We start from the raw sequence: 14,413 nt of genomic DNA, 5'->3' as shown, positions 1-14,413 counted from the left end.
TTAGGCGGGGCGGACTTGTTGCGGGTACGGCCCGGGGAGGGCGGCCGGAAGGCAACGGTGCATGAGTGCCGCGGAGGTTACGAGCTCCTTGGCCTCCCGGGTCTGTGGATTGGCATACACGGCTGCGGTCGGCCCGCGCTCCACGATGCGTCCCCCGGAGAGAACCAGGGTCTCGGAGCACAGGCGGGCGATCGCGGACAGGTCGTGCGAGACGAAAAGGAGCCCCAGTCCGTCCCCCTGGACCAGCTGTTCCATGAGGTCCAAGACCGTGTTCCTGAGGGGAAGATCGAGCCCGCTGACCGGCTCGTCTGCCAGGAGGATGCTCGGCGCGGGGACCAGGGCCCGTGCAATGGCCACGCGCTGGTTTTGGCCGCCGGAGAGTTCCCGGGGCAGTCGGTTGAGCATGCCCGGATCGAGATCTACCCGTTGCAGGGCATTCAGGATCATCCCCCGGTGGTCGCCGTCAATGCGCAGTTGCCTCAGAGGTTCCAGGAGAAGGCGCTCCACGTTCATGCCCGGGTCGAGGCTCGCCGCGGGATTCTGCGGGATGTATTGCACTGCACGGCGATACCACCTCAAGGACGAAGCCGGGCCCGGCGCAACCGGGGTGTCATTGAACGTCACGGTTCCGGCATTCGGCTTGTCCAAAGCGAGCAAGATCCGCAGGAGCGTCGATTTTCCTGCGCCCGAGCCGCCAACCAGGCCGATGCTGCCGCCGGCGGCAATGCTGAGGGAAACGTCCTGCAGAGCCGGCCGGGATGACCGTTTCTTCAGGAGCCCCCTGCCGGGGTAGGTGAGGCCCAGATTGTCGGCGCTCAATACCGCATTCATGCTGAGGCCTCCCGGCGAAGGGAATCGAAACCGACATGCGCGGCTTCCACCAGCTGCTTCGTGTACCGGTGCTTGGGCCGCTCCACTAGCGACTCCATCGATCCCTCCTCGACGATCCGGCCGGAACTTAAGACAAGGCCCTGGTGGCAAAAGGCCGCAGCCACAGCAAGGTCATGAGTGATGAACAACATCGCTCCGGTGGACGTGGAATGCGCAGACGCGGAATGCGCGGATTCGGAATGGGTCGATTCCGAATACAAGGACAAGGCATCGAGGACATTGGCCTGGCTGACCATGTCCAGTGCGGTAGTCGGTTCATCCGCCACCAGGACGGCGCTACGGCAGGCCAGGGCGAGGGCGATGCAGACCCGTTGCAGCTGACCGCCCGACAATTCGCCGCTGAAACTCTCCATGGTCCGTTCGGCTTCTTCTATCCCCACCGACGCGAGCAGCTCAAGTGCCTGTTGCCGTGCGATGGAGGCCGAATGGCCGGCATGCAGTAGCGGGATCTCCAGCTGTCTGCCCAGGCGTACCAAGGGATTGAGCGCTGACATAGGGTCCTGATGGATTGCGGTGATCCCGGCGCGGCGCCTTCGCCTGTTGGACAACGGCACGTCCACTCCGTTGATCTGCAACCGTCCTGAAGCACTCATCGCAGCTGGAAGCTGTCCGAGGAGGGCTGCCGCGGTCAGTGACTTGCCCGAACCCGAGGCTCCGAGAAGTGCCAGTCTTTGACCCGGGTCAATAGCGAAGCTGACTCCGTCAATCAGGGCGCGTCCCCGGAGGGACACCCTCAAATCTCGAACCAGGAGGGCAGGGTGCATGGGGGACTTTCATGTTAGAAGCGATGAGAGTACTGATGCTATCAATACTCATTCTCATTAGGTGAAAATGTTAAGGCGCTTTGAGTTCCCCACGCTCTTGCCAAGTAGCAACAGCCGGCGGCTAGGGTGGGGGCGTGGACTTTGAACATGGCTACGCGCACAACGGCTCCCTGCGGATGTATTACGAGGTTCATGGCCTACCTCGGCCGGACCGGGCTCCCCTGGTATTGATCCATGGCGGCGGATCCACGATCGAGTCGAACTTCCGGGAGCTCATCCCGCTGCTGATCGGGACGCGGCAAGTCATCGCCGTCGAAGAAGAAGGTCACGGCCACACGGCGCCGATCGATCGACCCCTCACTGCCGAAAACTCAGCCGCGGACGTCGCGGCGGTTCTTCGTCAGCTGGACGTTCCGCTGGCGGATGTGCTCGGCTTCAGTGCCGGCGGCCACACCGCGCTCGCCTTGGCCATGGAACATCCTGCGGTGGTGCGCAAGTTGATCATCGCGTCGTCCATGGCCGCGCGCGATGCCATGGTGGAAGGATTCTGGGACGGACTCCAGAACGCCACTTCCGCTGACATGCCCGAGGTCTACCGGGAGGCAGACCTCAAGCTCAATCCGGACCCGCAGCACCTTGAGAAACTCTTTATCCTGGACAGCCAACGAATGCTGACATTTCCGGGATGGACCGACGAACAATTGGGCTCCATCACGGCTTCGACTCTCGTATTGCTTGGCGACCGTGATGTGATCAAGCCCGAGCACGGGGTGCAGGTGGTCCGGGCTATCCCGGGGAGCCGCCTGATGATCGTGCCGGGGAACCATGGAGACTACCTTGGGGAGAAAGCAGCCAGCGACGGCGATCTCCGGACCATGCGCGCGACGCTTCCTTTTCTCCTACGCCATCTCGACGAAGAATTCTAAGCGCCGGTCACGTTATCGCGGCGTGGAGAACTCCGGCGTTTTCGGCCAGCCACGCTTGGCGGCGAAGGATCTTGTCGCCGACGCCCCCATCCCACATCCTCTTCCAGCCGCCGCCTATGGTGAGGGCCCTGCGCCTCATCAAATGCAAGGAGCGGTCGGCGCCGTTCCTGGCCACATCAACTACCTCGGCGCGATCAACTGGACCCAGGCCATAGGCGTCCACGAGCAAAGCAGCCCGGGAGCCGGCATCGACGTCGCGCATGACGGGATCACGGTCCGTGACGGGCATCCAGGCGCCCCACCAGAGGAGCAAGTTCGCAACTTCTTCCGCGCGTGTTGCGGGGCGCACTAAATCGAAGTCGATCAGGGCTACGGCGGTACCGTCCTGGAAGACGACATTCTCCGGGGTGATGTCCATGTGGGCGAGGAATGTTGCCGGTCCCGCGATCGAGCTAGGGCACCCCTGCGGATCGTCATCGTCGCCCGCGCGTGCCCAAGTGGGTACGCCCAGCGGCTGCACGGCGTCATCGTAGCTCCGGACCAGGCGCGCGACGCTGATTGCGCTCGATTCGTCGGCGACCCAGCGTGGCCAGGGGCGGCCGGCGGTGTCCCCGGGAACGAAACTCAGGGTGTCCCTGCCGCCTTCGTCGATGCCCAGAAAGCGGGGCGCTCCCTGGAATCCGGCCGATTGCAGGAAATCCAGGAGGCGGCGGACCCGCTGCGAAGCGTCGCTTACAGGCCGCCGCACTGTGTCGCCGACCCGGACGAGCCCCTCCGTCACGTCTCCGCCGAGTAGCGGAACGGCAAGGTCCGGCTGCTCGGGCTCGACGTACGGACGGGTATCTGCAGTCATCGTCCGATGCTGCCATGGCCCGGTCGCTGGCGCCAGCCGGTGTGGTCCGGGCAAGCTCGAGTCTCCAAGCGGTAGTGTCATCAACGATGGAAGATCTGGGCGGCACCGTACTGACAGCGGCCGGAGCCTTTGCGGCGACAAATCTTGATGACCTTCTGGTCTTGTCCGTTCTTTTCTTGTCAGCCAGGACGCGCCCGGTGCCAAGACTCTGGCGAATTTGGGTAGGCCAATACATCGGCATCGGAATACTGACCGGGGTTGCGGCCGCAGCGGCATTGGCGCTCAACCCCGTCCCGGTGGAGTGGGTGGGTTTCCTCGGTCTGGTCCCGCTTGCTTTGGGCTGTTACGCCTTGCTCAGGATTGCCCGCGCGTCCGGAGATCCACCGAAGCCCCGGTCGCTGACCGTGCCCGTGGTTGTCGCCGTGACAGTCGCCAACGGTGGAGACAACATTTCCGTCTACATTCCGCTGTTCCGCTCGCTGGCACCGGCTGCTTCGGTGGCGACGGGTCTGACTTTTGGGGTGATGGTGGCAGTGTGGTGCGCCGCCGGCTACTGGCTGACAGCGCACCCGACCGTAGCTGCGCTCTGCCGCCGGGCTGGAAACTGGGTAATTCCTGTGGTCTACGTCGCGCTAGGGGCCACCATCATTGTCCGCTCCGGCGTCATTGCCCAGTTGTTCCAGCGCTGATCTGCGCAGCATGCAGGGTTCTCCCATCCGGAACTGATATGACTGCGGGTGGGTTTCATCCGGAAGCGCTCAGGAGGATTGGCAGGATATGTTCCGAGGTTCGTTTGTTGTAGGCGCTCTGGTGCTGCTGTTCGGGGCAGCGGCCGTGTTGGGGTTCGGAGCCATCTTCCGGGCCAAGAGTGTCACGGCCCGGATTGACGCCGCCGCAGCCGGGATATTGGCCGCCGCAATGGCGGCGGTAGGGCTCGGATGGGCTCCGCTCGGTGTGGTCCCGCTAGGCGCGGCGATTGGCCTTGTCTTCCTCTTGTCCGTCGTGAGGATCGTGTACAAAAGCCCGGGGACAGCCGGGACAGCGCGATGGTCGGCGATCTATGGCGCAGCGGTGGCGGCCCTTTCAGGCTGGGTGCTGCTCTCCGCGTCGAGTGGAGCTGGATCGGTGTGGGATCATCCAGGACACCAACTGGGCATCATCCTTGCCGACATCATGAGCGCGATCCTCATGCTCTTCGCCGCCACGGGTTGGCTGTTGGGCACGTTCGCGATGCCAGCCGAGAGCAAATCGCACGCCGTGCCCCGATTGAAGGGTGTCCGCGAGGCGCTGATGGCAGCTGGACTTGCCGTAGCGTTGTACGCGATCTCCTAAGCCCGGTGCCGTCCGGAGCGACCGGGTGGTGGATTTAGAATGGAGCCATGATCGATATTTCGATCGAGAAGGTAGTCCTTCTCCTGATTATTGCCGTTTTGGTCCTTGGACCGACCAAGCTTCCGGAGTATGCGAGGAAGCTGGGGCGGCTTATCCGCGAACTGCGGCGCATGGCCTCCGGCGCGCAGGAAAAGCTTCGCCAGGAGCTCGGCCCGGAATTCGAGGACATCGATTGGCAGAAAATGGACCCACGCCAATACGATCCTCGCCGCATTATCCGCGAAGCCCTCCTGGAGGACGAGCCGCTCACTGAGCCGGTCGTCCCAACCCAGGCGCAGCCTCCTGTCCAGCCTCCTGCCCGCCCGGTTGTGCGGTTGGCGGCCGGGCAGAAGGCCCCTTTCGACGACGAGTCCACCTGATTCGTTAGTCGAGGCGCGGTGTGCGCGGGGGAGCGGTGCGGCGCTCGCCTGTTGCTTCAAAGGCCGCGGCCAGTGCGAGCAGTGCGGTGTCGTCGTAGGCGCGGCCGGCGAATGTGAGTCCGACGGGCATGCCGATATCGCCCATGGTTCCCATCGGTACGGTGACCGTCGGGATCCCCAGGTGCCGGGGGACGAGGTTGCCGTTGGCTACCCAGACGCCGTTGCGCCAGCCGAGGTCGGCTGAGGATTCGTTGACGTCCATGTCGGCTGGTCCGACGTCGGCGGCGGCGGGGAAGATGACCGCATCCAGGCCGAGTTCGTCCATCCATTCCTCAAGGTCCACCCGCCGGGTCGCTTCGAGTCCGTGCAGGCCTTCTTCGAGGTGCGGGATGTCGGTGAGGGAGGCAACCGCGTGTGCACGGATGTGCGCCGGGTAGTCGGCGATGTGGTCGTCGAACCCGTCATAGCGGTCCGGGAGGGTGCCTTCCGGGTGCGGGAAGATCGCCGTGCCGTCGACGTCGGCCAGGCTGTTGAGCGCCGGATCCCCGTTGGCTGCGAGGAAGTCGTCCCAGGCCCAGGCGGAGAGATCGACGATTTCCCGTTTCAGGAACTCCGGGCTGACCAGTCCGCGGGTGGAGATGGTGGGCGCGCCCGGGCGGTCGCCTTCGTAGTTGGAGACCACGGGGAAATCCACCAAGACGACGTCGCCTCCGGCGGCTTCGAGGTCGCGCCGGGCAGCTTCCCACAGTTCGATCACGGAATCGCGGGTCTGGATTCGTTGACCCGTGGGTCCGCCGACGCCGGGAGTTTCGCTGGTGCCGGCGTCGGGGTCCGCGTTGATGTACATGCGCGGTATCCCGAAGCGTTTGCCCTTCAAAGCCGAGCGCGCGCCGTCGACGTCGGATGGTGCGAGCGCCGGGTAGCAAGCAGGACGCACCCGGGACGCGGCCGGGATCCGGACCCACGGTTGCGCGCGCCAGAAGTCGCCGCGGGTTTCGGCGTCGTCGGCAACGATGACATCGAGCAGTTCCAAGAGGTCTGCCATGGACCGGGTGTGGGGCACCACGACGTCCATGGTGGGTACCAGCGGCCAGTTGCCGCGCACAGAGATGACCCCGCGCGACGGTGTGTACGCGCACAGGGCATTGTTCGACGCCGGTGCGCGGCCACTGGACCAGGTCTCCTCGCCCAGGCCGAAGGCTCCGAAGCTCGCCGCGGTCGCGGTTCCCGAGCCGTTCGAGGATCCGGAACCGAAAGCCGCAGTGAGGAAATCGGCGTTGTAGGGGCTTTCGGCGCGTCCATAGACGCCGCGTTGCATGCCGCCGTTGGCCATGGGCGGCATATTGGTCAGGCCGATGAGCACGGCGCCTGCCGCGCGGAGGCGTTCGATGGTGAAGGCGTCGCGTTGGGCGATGAGGTTTTCGAACGCGGGGGAGCCCGCGGCGGCCGTGAGCCCTTTGGCCAGGTAGCTGTCCTTGGCGGTGTACGGAATGCCGTCGAGGGGCCCGAAGGTGGTGCCGTGTGCCCGGCGCTCGTCGGAGGCCCGGGCATCTGCGAGCGCTTCGGGGTTCATCACCACCATCGCGTTCAGCATGATGCCGGTGCGGTCGTAGGCGTCGATGCGGTCCAGGTACACCTGGGTGAGTTCCTCGCTGGTCACTTCGCCGGACTCCAGCGCCGCCCGCAACTGCGCGATGGAGGCCTCGACGACGTCGAAGCGGCTCATCGTGCGGCCTGGCTGGTGAGTTTGGGCTGCTGCTGCGTGATGCAGTGGATTCCTCCGCCCCGGGCGAGGATCGGCCGGGCATCCACGGTCACGACGCGGCGGCCCGGGTAGGCCTCCGCCAGGATTTCCGCGGCCAAGGCGTCGGCCCGCTCCTCGCCATAGCCGCACGCAATCACGCCGCCGTTGACCACGAGGTGGTTGACGTAGCTCCAATCGACGAAGCCTTCCGCGTCCCGCAGGGTCTCGGGTGCGGGAAGCAGGGTGATTTCGAACGGTTTGCCTGCAGCGTCCTGCTGGGTTTCGAAGAACCGTTGAAGGGTGCGGCTGACCTCGAAATCGGGGTGCTCGGGATTTGTCTGCGAGTGCAGCAGGACCCGGCCGGGGGAGGGAAGGGTGGCCACCATGTCGATGTGGCCGCGCGTGCCGAGGTCCTCGTAGTCACGAGTGAGGCCTCTGGGTACCCACACGGTGTGAGTAGTGCCCAGCGTGCGCGACAGTTCCGCTTCGACGCGTGCCTTGTCTGCGTGCGGGTTTCGGCCTGGATCCAGCTGGACGGTTTCGGTGACAAGGACTGTGCCTTCACCATCGACGTGGATGGCGCCGCCTTCGTTGACCAGCAGCGAAGTGACCAGTTCCGCGCCGGACTCTTCGGCGACAAAGCGGGCCATGCCGGCGCTCTTCTGCCATTCGGACCAGGCCGGCGCGCCCCAGCCGTTGAAGATCCAGTCGACTGCGCCGAGCACGCCGGGACGCTCGTCGTCGACGACGAAGGTGGGTCCGACGTCGCGCATCCAGAATTCGTCGAGGGGAGCCTCAAGCTGTTCGATTCCGGCGCCGAGCATGCGGCTGGCCCGGTCCCGTTCGCTGGGGTCGACCACCATAGTGACGGGCTCGAATTCGGATACTGCATGCGCGACGGCGGTCCAGGCCAAGTACGCTTCTTCCGCCGAAGCGGCGTCGTCGCCCAAGGTCAGGCCAGGGCGGGGGAACGCCATCCAGGTGCGCTCGTGGGGTGCGGTTTCGGCTGGCATTCTCCAGGCCATGGAAGTCTCCTCTGTGTTGTGAGGTGAAATTTCTTATTGATCGCATGATCAACAACAAGAAAACTACTTTAGACTGTTACGTGATGTCAAGCACGATACAGAAACGCGCTGCGCGGAAGACGCCGGCCGAACGCGCGGCCGAAATAGCCGAGGCTGCCAAGGAAATAGCGCTTGAGCAGGGGCTTTCCGCCATTACGCTGCGCAACGTGGCAGCGCGGGTAGGAGTGGCCTCAGGCCTCGTCGCGCATTACCAGCCCAATGCGGAGGCCTTGGTGGCGGGCATCTTTTCGACCATCGTCGCGGCGGAGACCGAGGAGGTTGCGGGCCTTCTGGAGAAGCAGCCGACTCCCTTGGAACAGCTCGGGATGCTCCTCGAAACGCTCATGGACGTCAGCCGGCTCGATGTCACTGCAATCTGGGTGGAGGCGTGGACCCTGGGGCGTCGGAACGAGGCGCTCGCAGCCTGCGTCCGTGAGCAGATGGATGCATGGCAGGCCGTGGTGCAGCGCGTGGTCGAAGCGGGGATCGACGCGGGTGAGTTCGATACCTTCGATGCTCCGTCTGTCGCCTGGCAGATCCTGGGCATGGTGGACGGACTGAATGCCCAGGCTCTGGTGCGCTGGGACGGCGTCAGCGACCGCGGTACGCACCTCGCCCGCGCCGTGGAAGGCATGGTAGGTGCAGCCCGCGGTTCGCTGGTGCCGGGCGGTATCCAGCACCTCGGGCGGATCTCAAGCTCGGATTCTTAGATCCCCAGGTAGTGTTCCAGCCGCTCGAACTCCGGTTGGGAAAGCTCGCTCGCGACGGCGGCGGCCCCCACCGCGCAGGCGGCCGCGAGGCTGCTTTCCTCATCCAGGCCCGACGCGAGTGCCAACACGAGCGCCGCACAGAAGGCGTCACCGGCCCCCACGCTGTTGACGACGCTCGTCTTGGCTGCGGGGGCATGGGCGGTCCTGACGCCTTGCGTGTACATCGACGCTCCGCCTGCGCCGTATGTGACGGCCACGCGTTCGGCGCTCCGGAGCTCGGGGATGAGCTCGTACTCGGACTCGTTGACGATCACCAGGTCACAGCGTTCCAGAAGCTCGGCCGGGAGTGCCTGTGCCGGGGCGGCGTTGAGGGCGAAGAACCCGATGGTGCGGCGCGCGGCTTCCAGGACGGCGTCTACGGCGATTTCAAGCTGCGCGAGCACCGGCCCGCCATCGGCGAAATCGGCACGTTCCAGCGAAACCGCGGCATTGGCTCCAGGAGCCACGGCGATTTGGTTTTCGCCCTCGCTGTCGATCACGATCAACGCCGTCCCCGTCGGCGCGGGAACCTGCTCCACTGCCGAAGTATCAACCCCTGCCCGGTCCAGGGCCTCCATCAGAAGCCGCCCATCCGGATCCGCGCCGACGGCGCCCACCATCCGGGCGGCCCCGGCCAGCCGCGCAGCAGCCGCGGCCTGGTTGCCTCCCTTTCCGCCGGGCTGACGGGTAAGGGTGCCGCCGCCGATGGTTTCGCCGGGGGAGGGCAGGCGGTGGACGCGGCACGTGAGATCGACGTTGAGGCTGCCGACAACAGTGAGCGTGCTGGGGATGGGCATGAGCTGTCCTTTTGGTGGTGCTGGATTGCGGTGTCGGGTTTCCGGACTAGTGCCAGAAGCCAAGATGGACCTCTGTTGCCTCGGGAAGCGGAACGGGACCCGTCACGGAGACGCTACTCCCGCCATGGGCAAGGACTTCGCGGCAGGGCAGGTCAAGAGTGGGCACGCCGGACTGCTCGGTGACAATCGAGGCAAGGTCCTTTTCGGACAAGGCATAGACCACGCGTCCGATTCCCGCCCAATAGATCGCCCCGGTGCACATGGCACACGGTTCGGTGCTTGTGTACAGCGTGCTGGCGGCCAATGTGCCGGCGTCGAGCTTCCTGGCGCTCAGGCGGACCAGATTGGTCTCGGCATGACCGGTGGGATCGTGTTCCGTGTTGACGGTGTTCACGGCTTCCACGATTGTTCCGTCCGGTGCCAATAGAAGTGCGCCGAACGGGTGGTCGCCGCGGTCCCGGGCCGCCCTCGCGAGGGAAATGGCGCGGTTCAGCATCTCGAGGTCGGCCTGGCTGGCCTCGGTGGGTGAAGAAGTGTTCATCAAAAGCCCCTTCAGTTCGCCGCAGGCAAAGACAGGATCCGCTCCAGGAGGTGCGCCGCGGCGTCGCCCTTGACGGACAGCACAACCCGGGACGCCCGACCCGGCATCGGGCCAGCGTAGGCGGCTCCGGCGTCGATCCGCTCACAGCGGGTCTTGCCGTGAGTCTCACCCGTACTCGTGTCCACGGAAATTCCAACGTACGGGGCGTCGTCGAGCTCGAGGGCACCCACGGCGATGGCTGCCGCCAGCGGATCGTGGAGGGCGGCGCAATGCTCACCGAAAATCGTGTTGTAAAACGCGAAGTACTGGACGAGCATCCCGGAGAGCGCACTGGCCACCGGGTGTCCGGCTGTCGTAAGCGCGGAACGATGGGTCTCATCGAAGCGGTGGTTCATCGTCACGTCCAAGGGAACCATCGTGACCGGCCAATCGGCTTCCATCACCACGGCGGCTGCTTCGGCGTCATTGAAAATGTTGGCCTCTGCGACTGGGCTGATGTTACCGGGCACAAACGCGGCTCCGCCCATGACCGTGACATCGCGGACGAGCGACGGGAGCTTCGGGTCCAGTTGCAGCGCGAGGGCCAGATTGGTGAGCGGGCCGACGGCGATGACGCGCAATTCACCCGGGTGCTCGTTGGCGAGCCGCACCAGCATCTCCGCGGCCGTCTCTGATTCCGACGTCAGTCCCGAGTCTTCCAAGGCGACCCCGCCGATGCCGTTCTCGCCGTGAACGTGCGGCGCCCCGCCGTCGAACGTGCCCACGAGGGGATCGTGGGCGCCCACGGCCACGGGGATCCCGGACCTGCCGGCGGCATGGAGCAGGTTTAATGTGTTGACGGCCCCGGTTGCTGCACTGACGTTGCCGCTGACGGTTCCGATCCCGGCCAGCTCCACCTCGGGGCTCGCCAGGAGATAGGCGATTGCCAGGGAATCGTCGATGCCGGTATCGCAATCGAGGTAGAACGGCTGCGGTGTGGTGGTGGTCATGGTGCTCCTTCGTAGGTTTGGTGACTCTGGTTCGGGCTTAGGCATGGGCGACGACGACGGCGGGCGCCGCAGATGCGCTCGCAGCGACAGGGCGCAGGATCAGGGAAGCGGCAAAGGCCGCGAGGGCGAAGCCCGCCGAGATCCACAAGGCAGTTTGGTAGCCGGCGATGGTTCCGGCGGCGACGGCGGGTGCGACGACGGCGATTCCCACACTGGCTCCGATTCCAAAGCATGCTCCATTCAGGCCGGGCACGGAACCCGGCGCCGATTTGGGTGAGTTCAGCACCGCGATGCCGCTCACCGTGCTCTGGAACTGGCCGAGATACAGGACTCCCATAATGATCAGCAAGGCGAACACCATCCAACGGTCCGCGGCAAAGATCGCGACCGCAACCGCAGCGACAACGATCAGGCCGCTGCTGATCCTCAGGGCCTTGAACCAGCCGATGCGCTGCGCGAACCAGCCGGAGAACACCGCCGTGAGTACACCCACGAACGCCGTGGGCGTCAGGTACAGGAGGGCTGACATGGAAGCGGATAGCCCGTATCCGGCTTTTGCGTCCTGGCTCAGGAGGATCACTGTGAAGTTCAATGCCGAGAAGATGCCGGCAAGCGTCAGCACCGTGCTCGCCAAAACCGGCCACACCTGGCGGGACCGCAATTGCTCGATGGCGATCAGCGGACGGGCAACACGCTTTTCCACGGCGACGAACGCCAGCCCGGCAACCACTGCGCCGGCGAGATACCCAAGGGTCCAGGCGTCGCCCCATCCGGACGTGGAAGCCTGTCCGATCAGGTTGCTCAAGAGAACCAGGAACGTGCCCAAGGTGCCTGCGCCCCACCAGTCCATGCGTCCCTCGCGTGTCCGGCCGGGCCTCTTCGGGACCACGACGGCGACCAGCACGATCGCCAGCACGCCCACGCCGAGGACCAGGACAAAGAGGAACTGCCAGCCGATGGTGTCGGTGATGAAACCGCCCAGGAAGCCGTGGAGCCCGCCAATGCCGCCATTGACCGCCGAAATAACGCCCACGGAGATGCCGAAGAGGCGTTTGCTGAAACGCTCGGACAGGAGCAGGAAGGAAATGGTGAACGTGGCGCTCGTTGCACTTTGCAGGACCCGGCCCACGAGTAGGGCGGTCAGGTTCGGAGCCAGCAGGCACAGGACCGTGCCGCCCAACATCATGGAGAGGACGATCAGCAGGGTGCGGCGGCGTCCCAGGAAGTCGCTCCATCGGGAAAATGCCATACCCAGGACCGCGCCGGTCAGGAAGAAAAGCGATTGGACTTTGGCCACGTTTTCCGTGGATTCCTGGAAATGGGCGGCCATGGCGGGCAGTGCCGCCGAGAACAGGCTGGCGTTGAGCTGGTAGCTAAGGATCGAAAGGATGAGCGTGGCAATGAGGACGGGCACTCGGGCTGCTTTTCGCCGTAGGGGGAGCCCTGCGGTGCTGGTGGCTTGGGTAGTCATGGACAAACTTCCTTGTTTGAGACAAAACGGCTTCGGGGGCGGCTCGATGCATGTGTGGCGCAGAGCACAAGATGGCTTATATGTGCATCATACACGCTTGTTATACAAGCTCGGAATACCCATCGCGTAAACTCTCAATATCGACGAAGGGAGCCATTTTGGACCGCAGTGCTGAGGCCGTTCTTTCGGAGCCGTTGGATGCCACCGCCAACATCCCGCTCCGGGTTGCCGTGTACTCGCGCATCATGAATGCGATCCGGGCGGGGCACTTCCCCGTTTCGTCGCTGTTGCCCTCGGAGACGGACCTTGGTTCGGCAATGAAGGTCAGCCGGACGGTGGTCCGCGAGGCTCTCATGCTCCTCGAGGAAGACGGATACGTACGCTCGCGTCGAGGGATTGGGCGCTTTGTGGCCACCCGCCTGCCGCGGGTTGGCCTCGAACGGATCAGGCCCATGGAGGAGATCCTGGCCGAGGCCGGATCCGCCATCCAGGTCAGCCGGACACAGCATCTGCTGCACCCGTCGTCGTCGGTGTTCACTGCAGAGCCGCTCGGAATCCGCGAGGAGGAGCCCTCCTGGTTCTTCGAGAGCGTCCTCAAACGGGACGGCTCACCCATTGCCCTGATCCAGGAACACGTGGCAAGTAAGGGGGGTCTCATTGATCGTGACCCTGAAGCGGCACGCGCCATTGTGGACGACGTCGAGAGAGGGGCCACGCTGCTGGCTAACCTAATTGCGGCTGTCGGCCCGGCCTTTGGTCCCGGCGAGACCGATATCGCGGCAGGCACACCGGGCGTCGCGCGCGGCGAGCTGCTTGAGCTGGACGCCAAGGACCCTGTACTGATCCTGACCCAGACCGTGGAGCATTCCGGCCAGGTCGTCTATTTGGCCAAGACGCTGGTCAACACGGGAGTGGTCCAGATCGGAATCATCCAGGGAACCTAACGGGCGGGCACCGAACTGACTCGCAGTAGGTGTCGTTTTGGGCGCCCAAAACGACACCTACTGCTGGGCCCACGCCGCCGGGGTTCCCTGGCCGAGCTTGCGAGGCGAGGGTGGCGGCGGGGATTAGTTGGCAGGGCGCACGGCCCGTCCCGCGGCCGCGATCACCAGCTTCTCCGGAAGCAGCTTCACCGCCACCCGGGCAACAAAGGAGTTGAGACGGCCATCGACGACGCTCGGCTTGTTCCCGCGGATCGCGGACATAGCGGTGTCCACCACCTGCTCCGGGGTCCGCATCGATCCGGCGGCTGCAGCCTCGCCGGCGATTTCAAAGAATGGCGTGTCCGTAGCGCCCGGGCAAACTGCAAGGACTTTCACGCCTGTGCCTTGTGTCTCGGCCCATAGCGCCTGGGTGAACGAGAGTACGAAGGACTTTGTCGCGCCGTAGACGGCCATGTGGGGTATCGGCTGGAATGCGGCCGTACTCGCGATGTTGATGATGGCCCCCGAGCCGCGCTCAACCATGCCGGGCAGGTATCGCGTGCTGGTGCCGACCAAGGTGGAGCAGTTCAATTGGATCTGTTCGACATAGCGATCGGCGTCTGCGTGGAGAACTTGTCCATGTGTTCCGAATCCCGCGTTGTTGACCAGGATGTCCACTGTGAGTCCCAGGGATTCGGTGGCGAGGTGGAGCTCCTTTGCGGAGTCCGGCAGGCTCAAGTCCATTGCGAGGACAGTCACTTCGGTGCCCTGCTCGCGGAGTTCACCCGCAAGCGCTTCCAGCTTGCCCTGGCTGCGGGCAACCAGAATCAAGCGTGCGCCCTCGGCAGCGAGCCTTCGGGCAAAGACCGAACCAATGCCGGTGGACGCTCCAGTGATGAGGGCTGTTTTGGCTGAAATATTCATTTCTACTCCTAGTAAACTGAGTGCTA

The 14,413-nt window shown here is 64.8% G+C and carries 16 protein-coding genes; 6 read left to right on the top strand and 10 right to left on the bottom strand.

The annotated features are described in order from the left end of the window. Together ACSKT0_RS15015 and ACSKT0_RS15010 are read right to left on the bottom strand one after the other, a co-directional pair. Nucleotides 1-819 (bottom strand): ABC transporter ATP-binding protein, encoded by an 819-nt coding sequence (locus ACSKT0_RS15015; RefSeq protein WP_437770521.1) that lies wholly within the window; start codon nucleotides 817-819, stop codon nucleotides 1-3. 8 nt (nucleotides 820-827) lie between these two features. Beyond that, entirely contained in the window at nucleotides 828-1,655 is an 828-nt protein-coding gene (locus ACSKT0_RS15010; RefSeq protein ID WP_437770520.1) for an ATP-binding cassette domain-containing protein, read from the bottom strand. A 134-nt stretch (nucleotides 1,656-1,789) separates the two neighbouring features. Between ACSKT0_RS15010 and ACSKT0_RS15005 the strand changes: the two genes are divergently transcribed. Beyond that, nucleotides 1,790-2,581 carry an alpha/beta fold hydrolase gene (locus ACSKT0_RS15005; protein ID WP_437770519.1) on the top strand — a complete coding sequence of 264 codons (792 nt, stop codon included), beginning with the start codon at nucleotides 1,790-1,792 and terminating at the stop codon, nucleotides 2,579-2,581. Between the two features lie 7 nt (nucleotides 2,582-2,588). Here the strand turns inward: ACSKT0_RS15005 and ACSKT0_RS15000 are convergent, their stop codons facing one another. Further along, nucleotides 2,589-3,434, bottom strand: coding sequence for a phosphotransferase (locus ACSKT0_RS15000; RefSeq protein ID WP_437770518.1), 846 nt, complete (start codon nucleotides 3,432-3,434; stop codon nucleotides 2,589-2,591). A gap of 74 nt (nucleotides 3,435-3,508) precedes the next feature. Here ACSKT0_RS15000 and ACSKT0_RS14995 point away from each other — a divergent pair, with 74 nt between their 5' ends. The 3 genes from ACSKT0_RS14995 to ACSKT0_RS14985 all read left to right on the top strand — a co-directional run bounded on the left by ACSKT0_RS14995 (nucleotide 3,509) and on the right by ACSKT0_RS14985 (nucleotide 5,185). Further along, nucleotides 3,509-4,123, top strand: coding sequence for a cadmium resistance transporter (locus tag ACSKT0_RS14995; RefSeq protein WP_437770517.1), 615 nt, complete (start codon nucleotides 3,509-3,511; stop codon nucleotides 4,121-4,123). 121 nt (nucleotides 4,124-4,244) lie between these two features. Then, nucleotides 4,245-4,766 (top strand): hypothetical protein, encoded by a 522-nt coding sequence (locus ACSKT0_RS14990; protein WP_437770516.1) that lies wholly within the window; start codon nucleotides 4,245-4,247, stop codon nucleotides 4,764-4,766. 47 nt (nucleotides 4,767-4,813) lie between these two features. Continuing rightward, nucleotides 4,814-5,185, top strand: a complete 372-nt coding sequence (locus ACSKT0_RS14985; RefSeq protein ID WP_437770515.1) for a sec-independent translocase — start codon at nucleotides 4,814-4,816, stop codon at nucleotides 5,183-5,185. A 4-nt stretch (nucleotides 5,186-5,189) separates the two neighbouring features. Here the strand turns inward: ACSKT0_RS14985 and ACSKT0_RS14980 are convergent, their stop codons facing one another. Continuing rightward, on the bottom strand, nucleotides 5,190-6,911 hold the full coding sequence (locus ACSKT0_RS14980; RefSeq protein ID WP_437770514.1) for an amidase: 1,722 nt from the start codon (nucleotides 6,909-6,911) through the stop codon (nucleotides 5,190-5,192). Further along, nucleotides 6,908-7,954: an agmatine deiminase family protein gene (locus ACSKT0_RS14975; RefSeq protein ID WP_437770513.1), complete on the bottom strand. Its 1,047-nt coding sequence runs from the start codon at nucleotides 7,952-7,954 to the stop codon at nucleotides 6,908-6,910. Before ACSKT0_RS14975 ends, ACSKT0_RS14980 begins: the two co-directional genes overlap by 4 nt. A gap of 83 nt (nucleotides 7,955-8,037) precedes the next feature. Between ACSKT0_RS14975 and ACSKT0_RS14970 the strand changes: the two genes are divergently transcribed. After that, nucleotides 8,038-8,703, top strand: coding sequence for a TetR/AcrR family transcriptional regulator (locus ACSKT0_RS14970; RefSeq protein ID WP_437770512.1), 666 nt, complete (start codon nucleotides 8,038-8,040; stop codon nucleotides 8,701-8,703). Here the strand turns inward: ACSKT0_RS14970 and ACSKT0_RS14965 are convergent. From ACSKT0_RS14965 to ACSKT0_RS14950, 4 genes are read right to left on the bottom strand one after another with little or no spacing between them, the layout of a single operon-like run. Then, nucleotides 8,700-9,539, bottom strand: a complete 840-nt coding sequence (locus ACSKT0_RS14965) for a ribokinase (RefSeq protein WP_437770511.1) — start codon at nucleotides 9,537-9,539, stop codon at nucleotides 8,700-8,702. The genes ACSKT0_RS14970 and ACSKT0_RS14965 overlap by 4 nt on opposite strands. Nucleotides 9,540-9,585: 46 nt before the next feature. Continuing rightward, nucleotides 9,586-10,080: a nucleoside deaminase gene (locus ACSKT0_RS14960; protein WP_437770510.1), complete on the bottom strand. Its 495-nt coding sequence runs from the start codon at nucleotides 10,078-10,080 to the stop codon at nucleotides 9,586-9,588. An 11-nt stretch (nucleotides 10,081-10,091) separates the two neighbouring features. Continuing rightward, nucleotides 10,092-11,069, bottom strand: coding sequence for a nucleoside hydrolase (locus ACSKT0_RS14955; protein ID WP_437770509.1), 978 nt, complete (start codon nucleotides 11,067-11,069; stop codon nucleotides 10,092-10,094). A 37-nt stretch (nucleotides 11,070-11,106) separates the two neighbouring features. Further along, entirely contained in the window at nucleotides 11,107-12,540 is a 1,434-nt protein-coding gene (locus ACSKT0_RS14950; protein ID WP_437770508.1) for an MFS transporter, read from the bottom strand. Between the two features lie 158 nt (nucleotides 12,541-12,698). Here ACSKT0_RS14950 and ACSKT0_RS14945 point away from each other — a divergent pair, with 158 nt between their 5' ends. Further along, nucleotides 12,699-13,484, top strand: coding sequence for a GntR family transcriptional regulator (locus tag ACSKT0_RS14945; RefSeq protein ID WP_437770507.1), 786 nt, complete (start codon nucleotides 12,699-12,701; stop codon nucleotides 13,482-13,484). A 123-nt stretch (nucleotides 13,485-13,607) separates the two neighbouring features. Here ACSKT0_RS14945 and ACSKT0_RS14940 read toward each other — a convergent pair whose 3' ends face one another. Continuing rightward, nucleotides 13,608-14,387 (bottom strand): SDR family NAD(P)-dependent oxidoreductase, encoded by a 780-nt coding sequence (locus ACSKT0_RS14940; protein WP_437770506.1) that lies wholly within the window; start codon nucleotides 14,385-14,387, stop codon nucleotides 13,608-13,610. Nucleotides 14,388-14,413 lie beyond the last annotated feature (26 nt).

It is taken from the genome of Arthrobacter sp. KNU40, from assembly GCF_051515115.1.
Lineage (GTDB): Bacteria > Actinomycetota > Actinomycetes > Actinomycetales > Micrococcaceae > Arthrobacter.
The sequence above is the reverse complement of the archived record's forward strand: the minus strand, read 5'-3'. Positions and strand labels throughout refer to the sequence as shown.

What these genes read in the sequence shown, in the direction of transcription:
- ACSKT0_RS14940 (WP_437770506.1), bottom strand. Translation starts at nt 14,387, where the DNA reads ATGAATATTTCAGCCAAAACAGCCCTCATCACTGGAGCGTCCACCGGC.
- ACSKT0_RS14985 (WP_437770515.1), top strand. Translation starts at nt 4,814, where the DNA reads ATGATCGATATTTCGATCGAGAAGGTAGTCCTTCTCCTGATTATTGCC.
- ACSKT0_RS15000 (WP_437770518.1), bottom strand. Translation starts at nt 3,434, where the DNA reads ATGACTGCAGATACCCGTCCGTACGTCGAGCCCGAGCAGCCGGACCTT.
- ACSKT0_RS14950 (WP_437770508.1), bottom strand. Translation starts at nt 12,540, where the DNA reads ATGACTACCCAAGCCACCAGCACCGCAGGGCTCCCCCTACGGCGAAAA.
- ACSKT0_RS14955 (WP_437770509.1), bottom strand. Translation starts at nt 11,069, where the DNA reads ATGACCACCACCACACCGCAGCCGTTCTACCTCGATTGCGATACCGGC.
- ACSKT0_RS15010 (WP_437770520.1), bottom strand. Translation starts at nt 1,655, where the DNA reads ATGCACCCTGCCCTCCTGGTTCGAGATTTGAGGGTGTCCCTCCGGGGA.
- ACSKT0_RS14980 (WP_437770514.1), bottom strand. Translation starts at nt 6,911, where the DNA reads ATGAGCCGCTTCGACGTCGTCGAGGCCTCCATCGCGCAGTTGCGGGCG.
- ACSKT0_RS14970 (WP_437770512.1), top strand. Translation starts at nt 8,038, where the DNA reads ATGTCAAGCACGATACAGAAACGCGCTGCGCGGAAGACGCCGGCCGAA.
- ACSKT0_RS14975 (WP_437770513.1), bottom strand. Translation starts at nt 7,954, where the DNA reads ATGGCCTGGAGAATGCCAGCCGAAACCGCACCCCACGAGCGCACCTGG.
- ACSKT0_RS14965 (WP_437770511.1), bottom strand. Translation starts at nt 9,539, where the DNA reads ATGCCCATCCCCAGCACGCTCACTGTTGTCGGCAGCCTCAACGTCGAT.
- ACSKT0_RS14960 (WP_437770510.1), bottom strand. Translation starts at nt 10,080, where the DNA reads ATGAACACTTCTTCACCCACCGAGGCCAGCCAGGCCGACCTCGAGATG.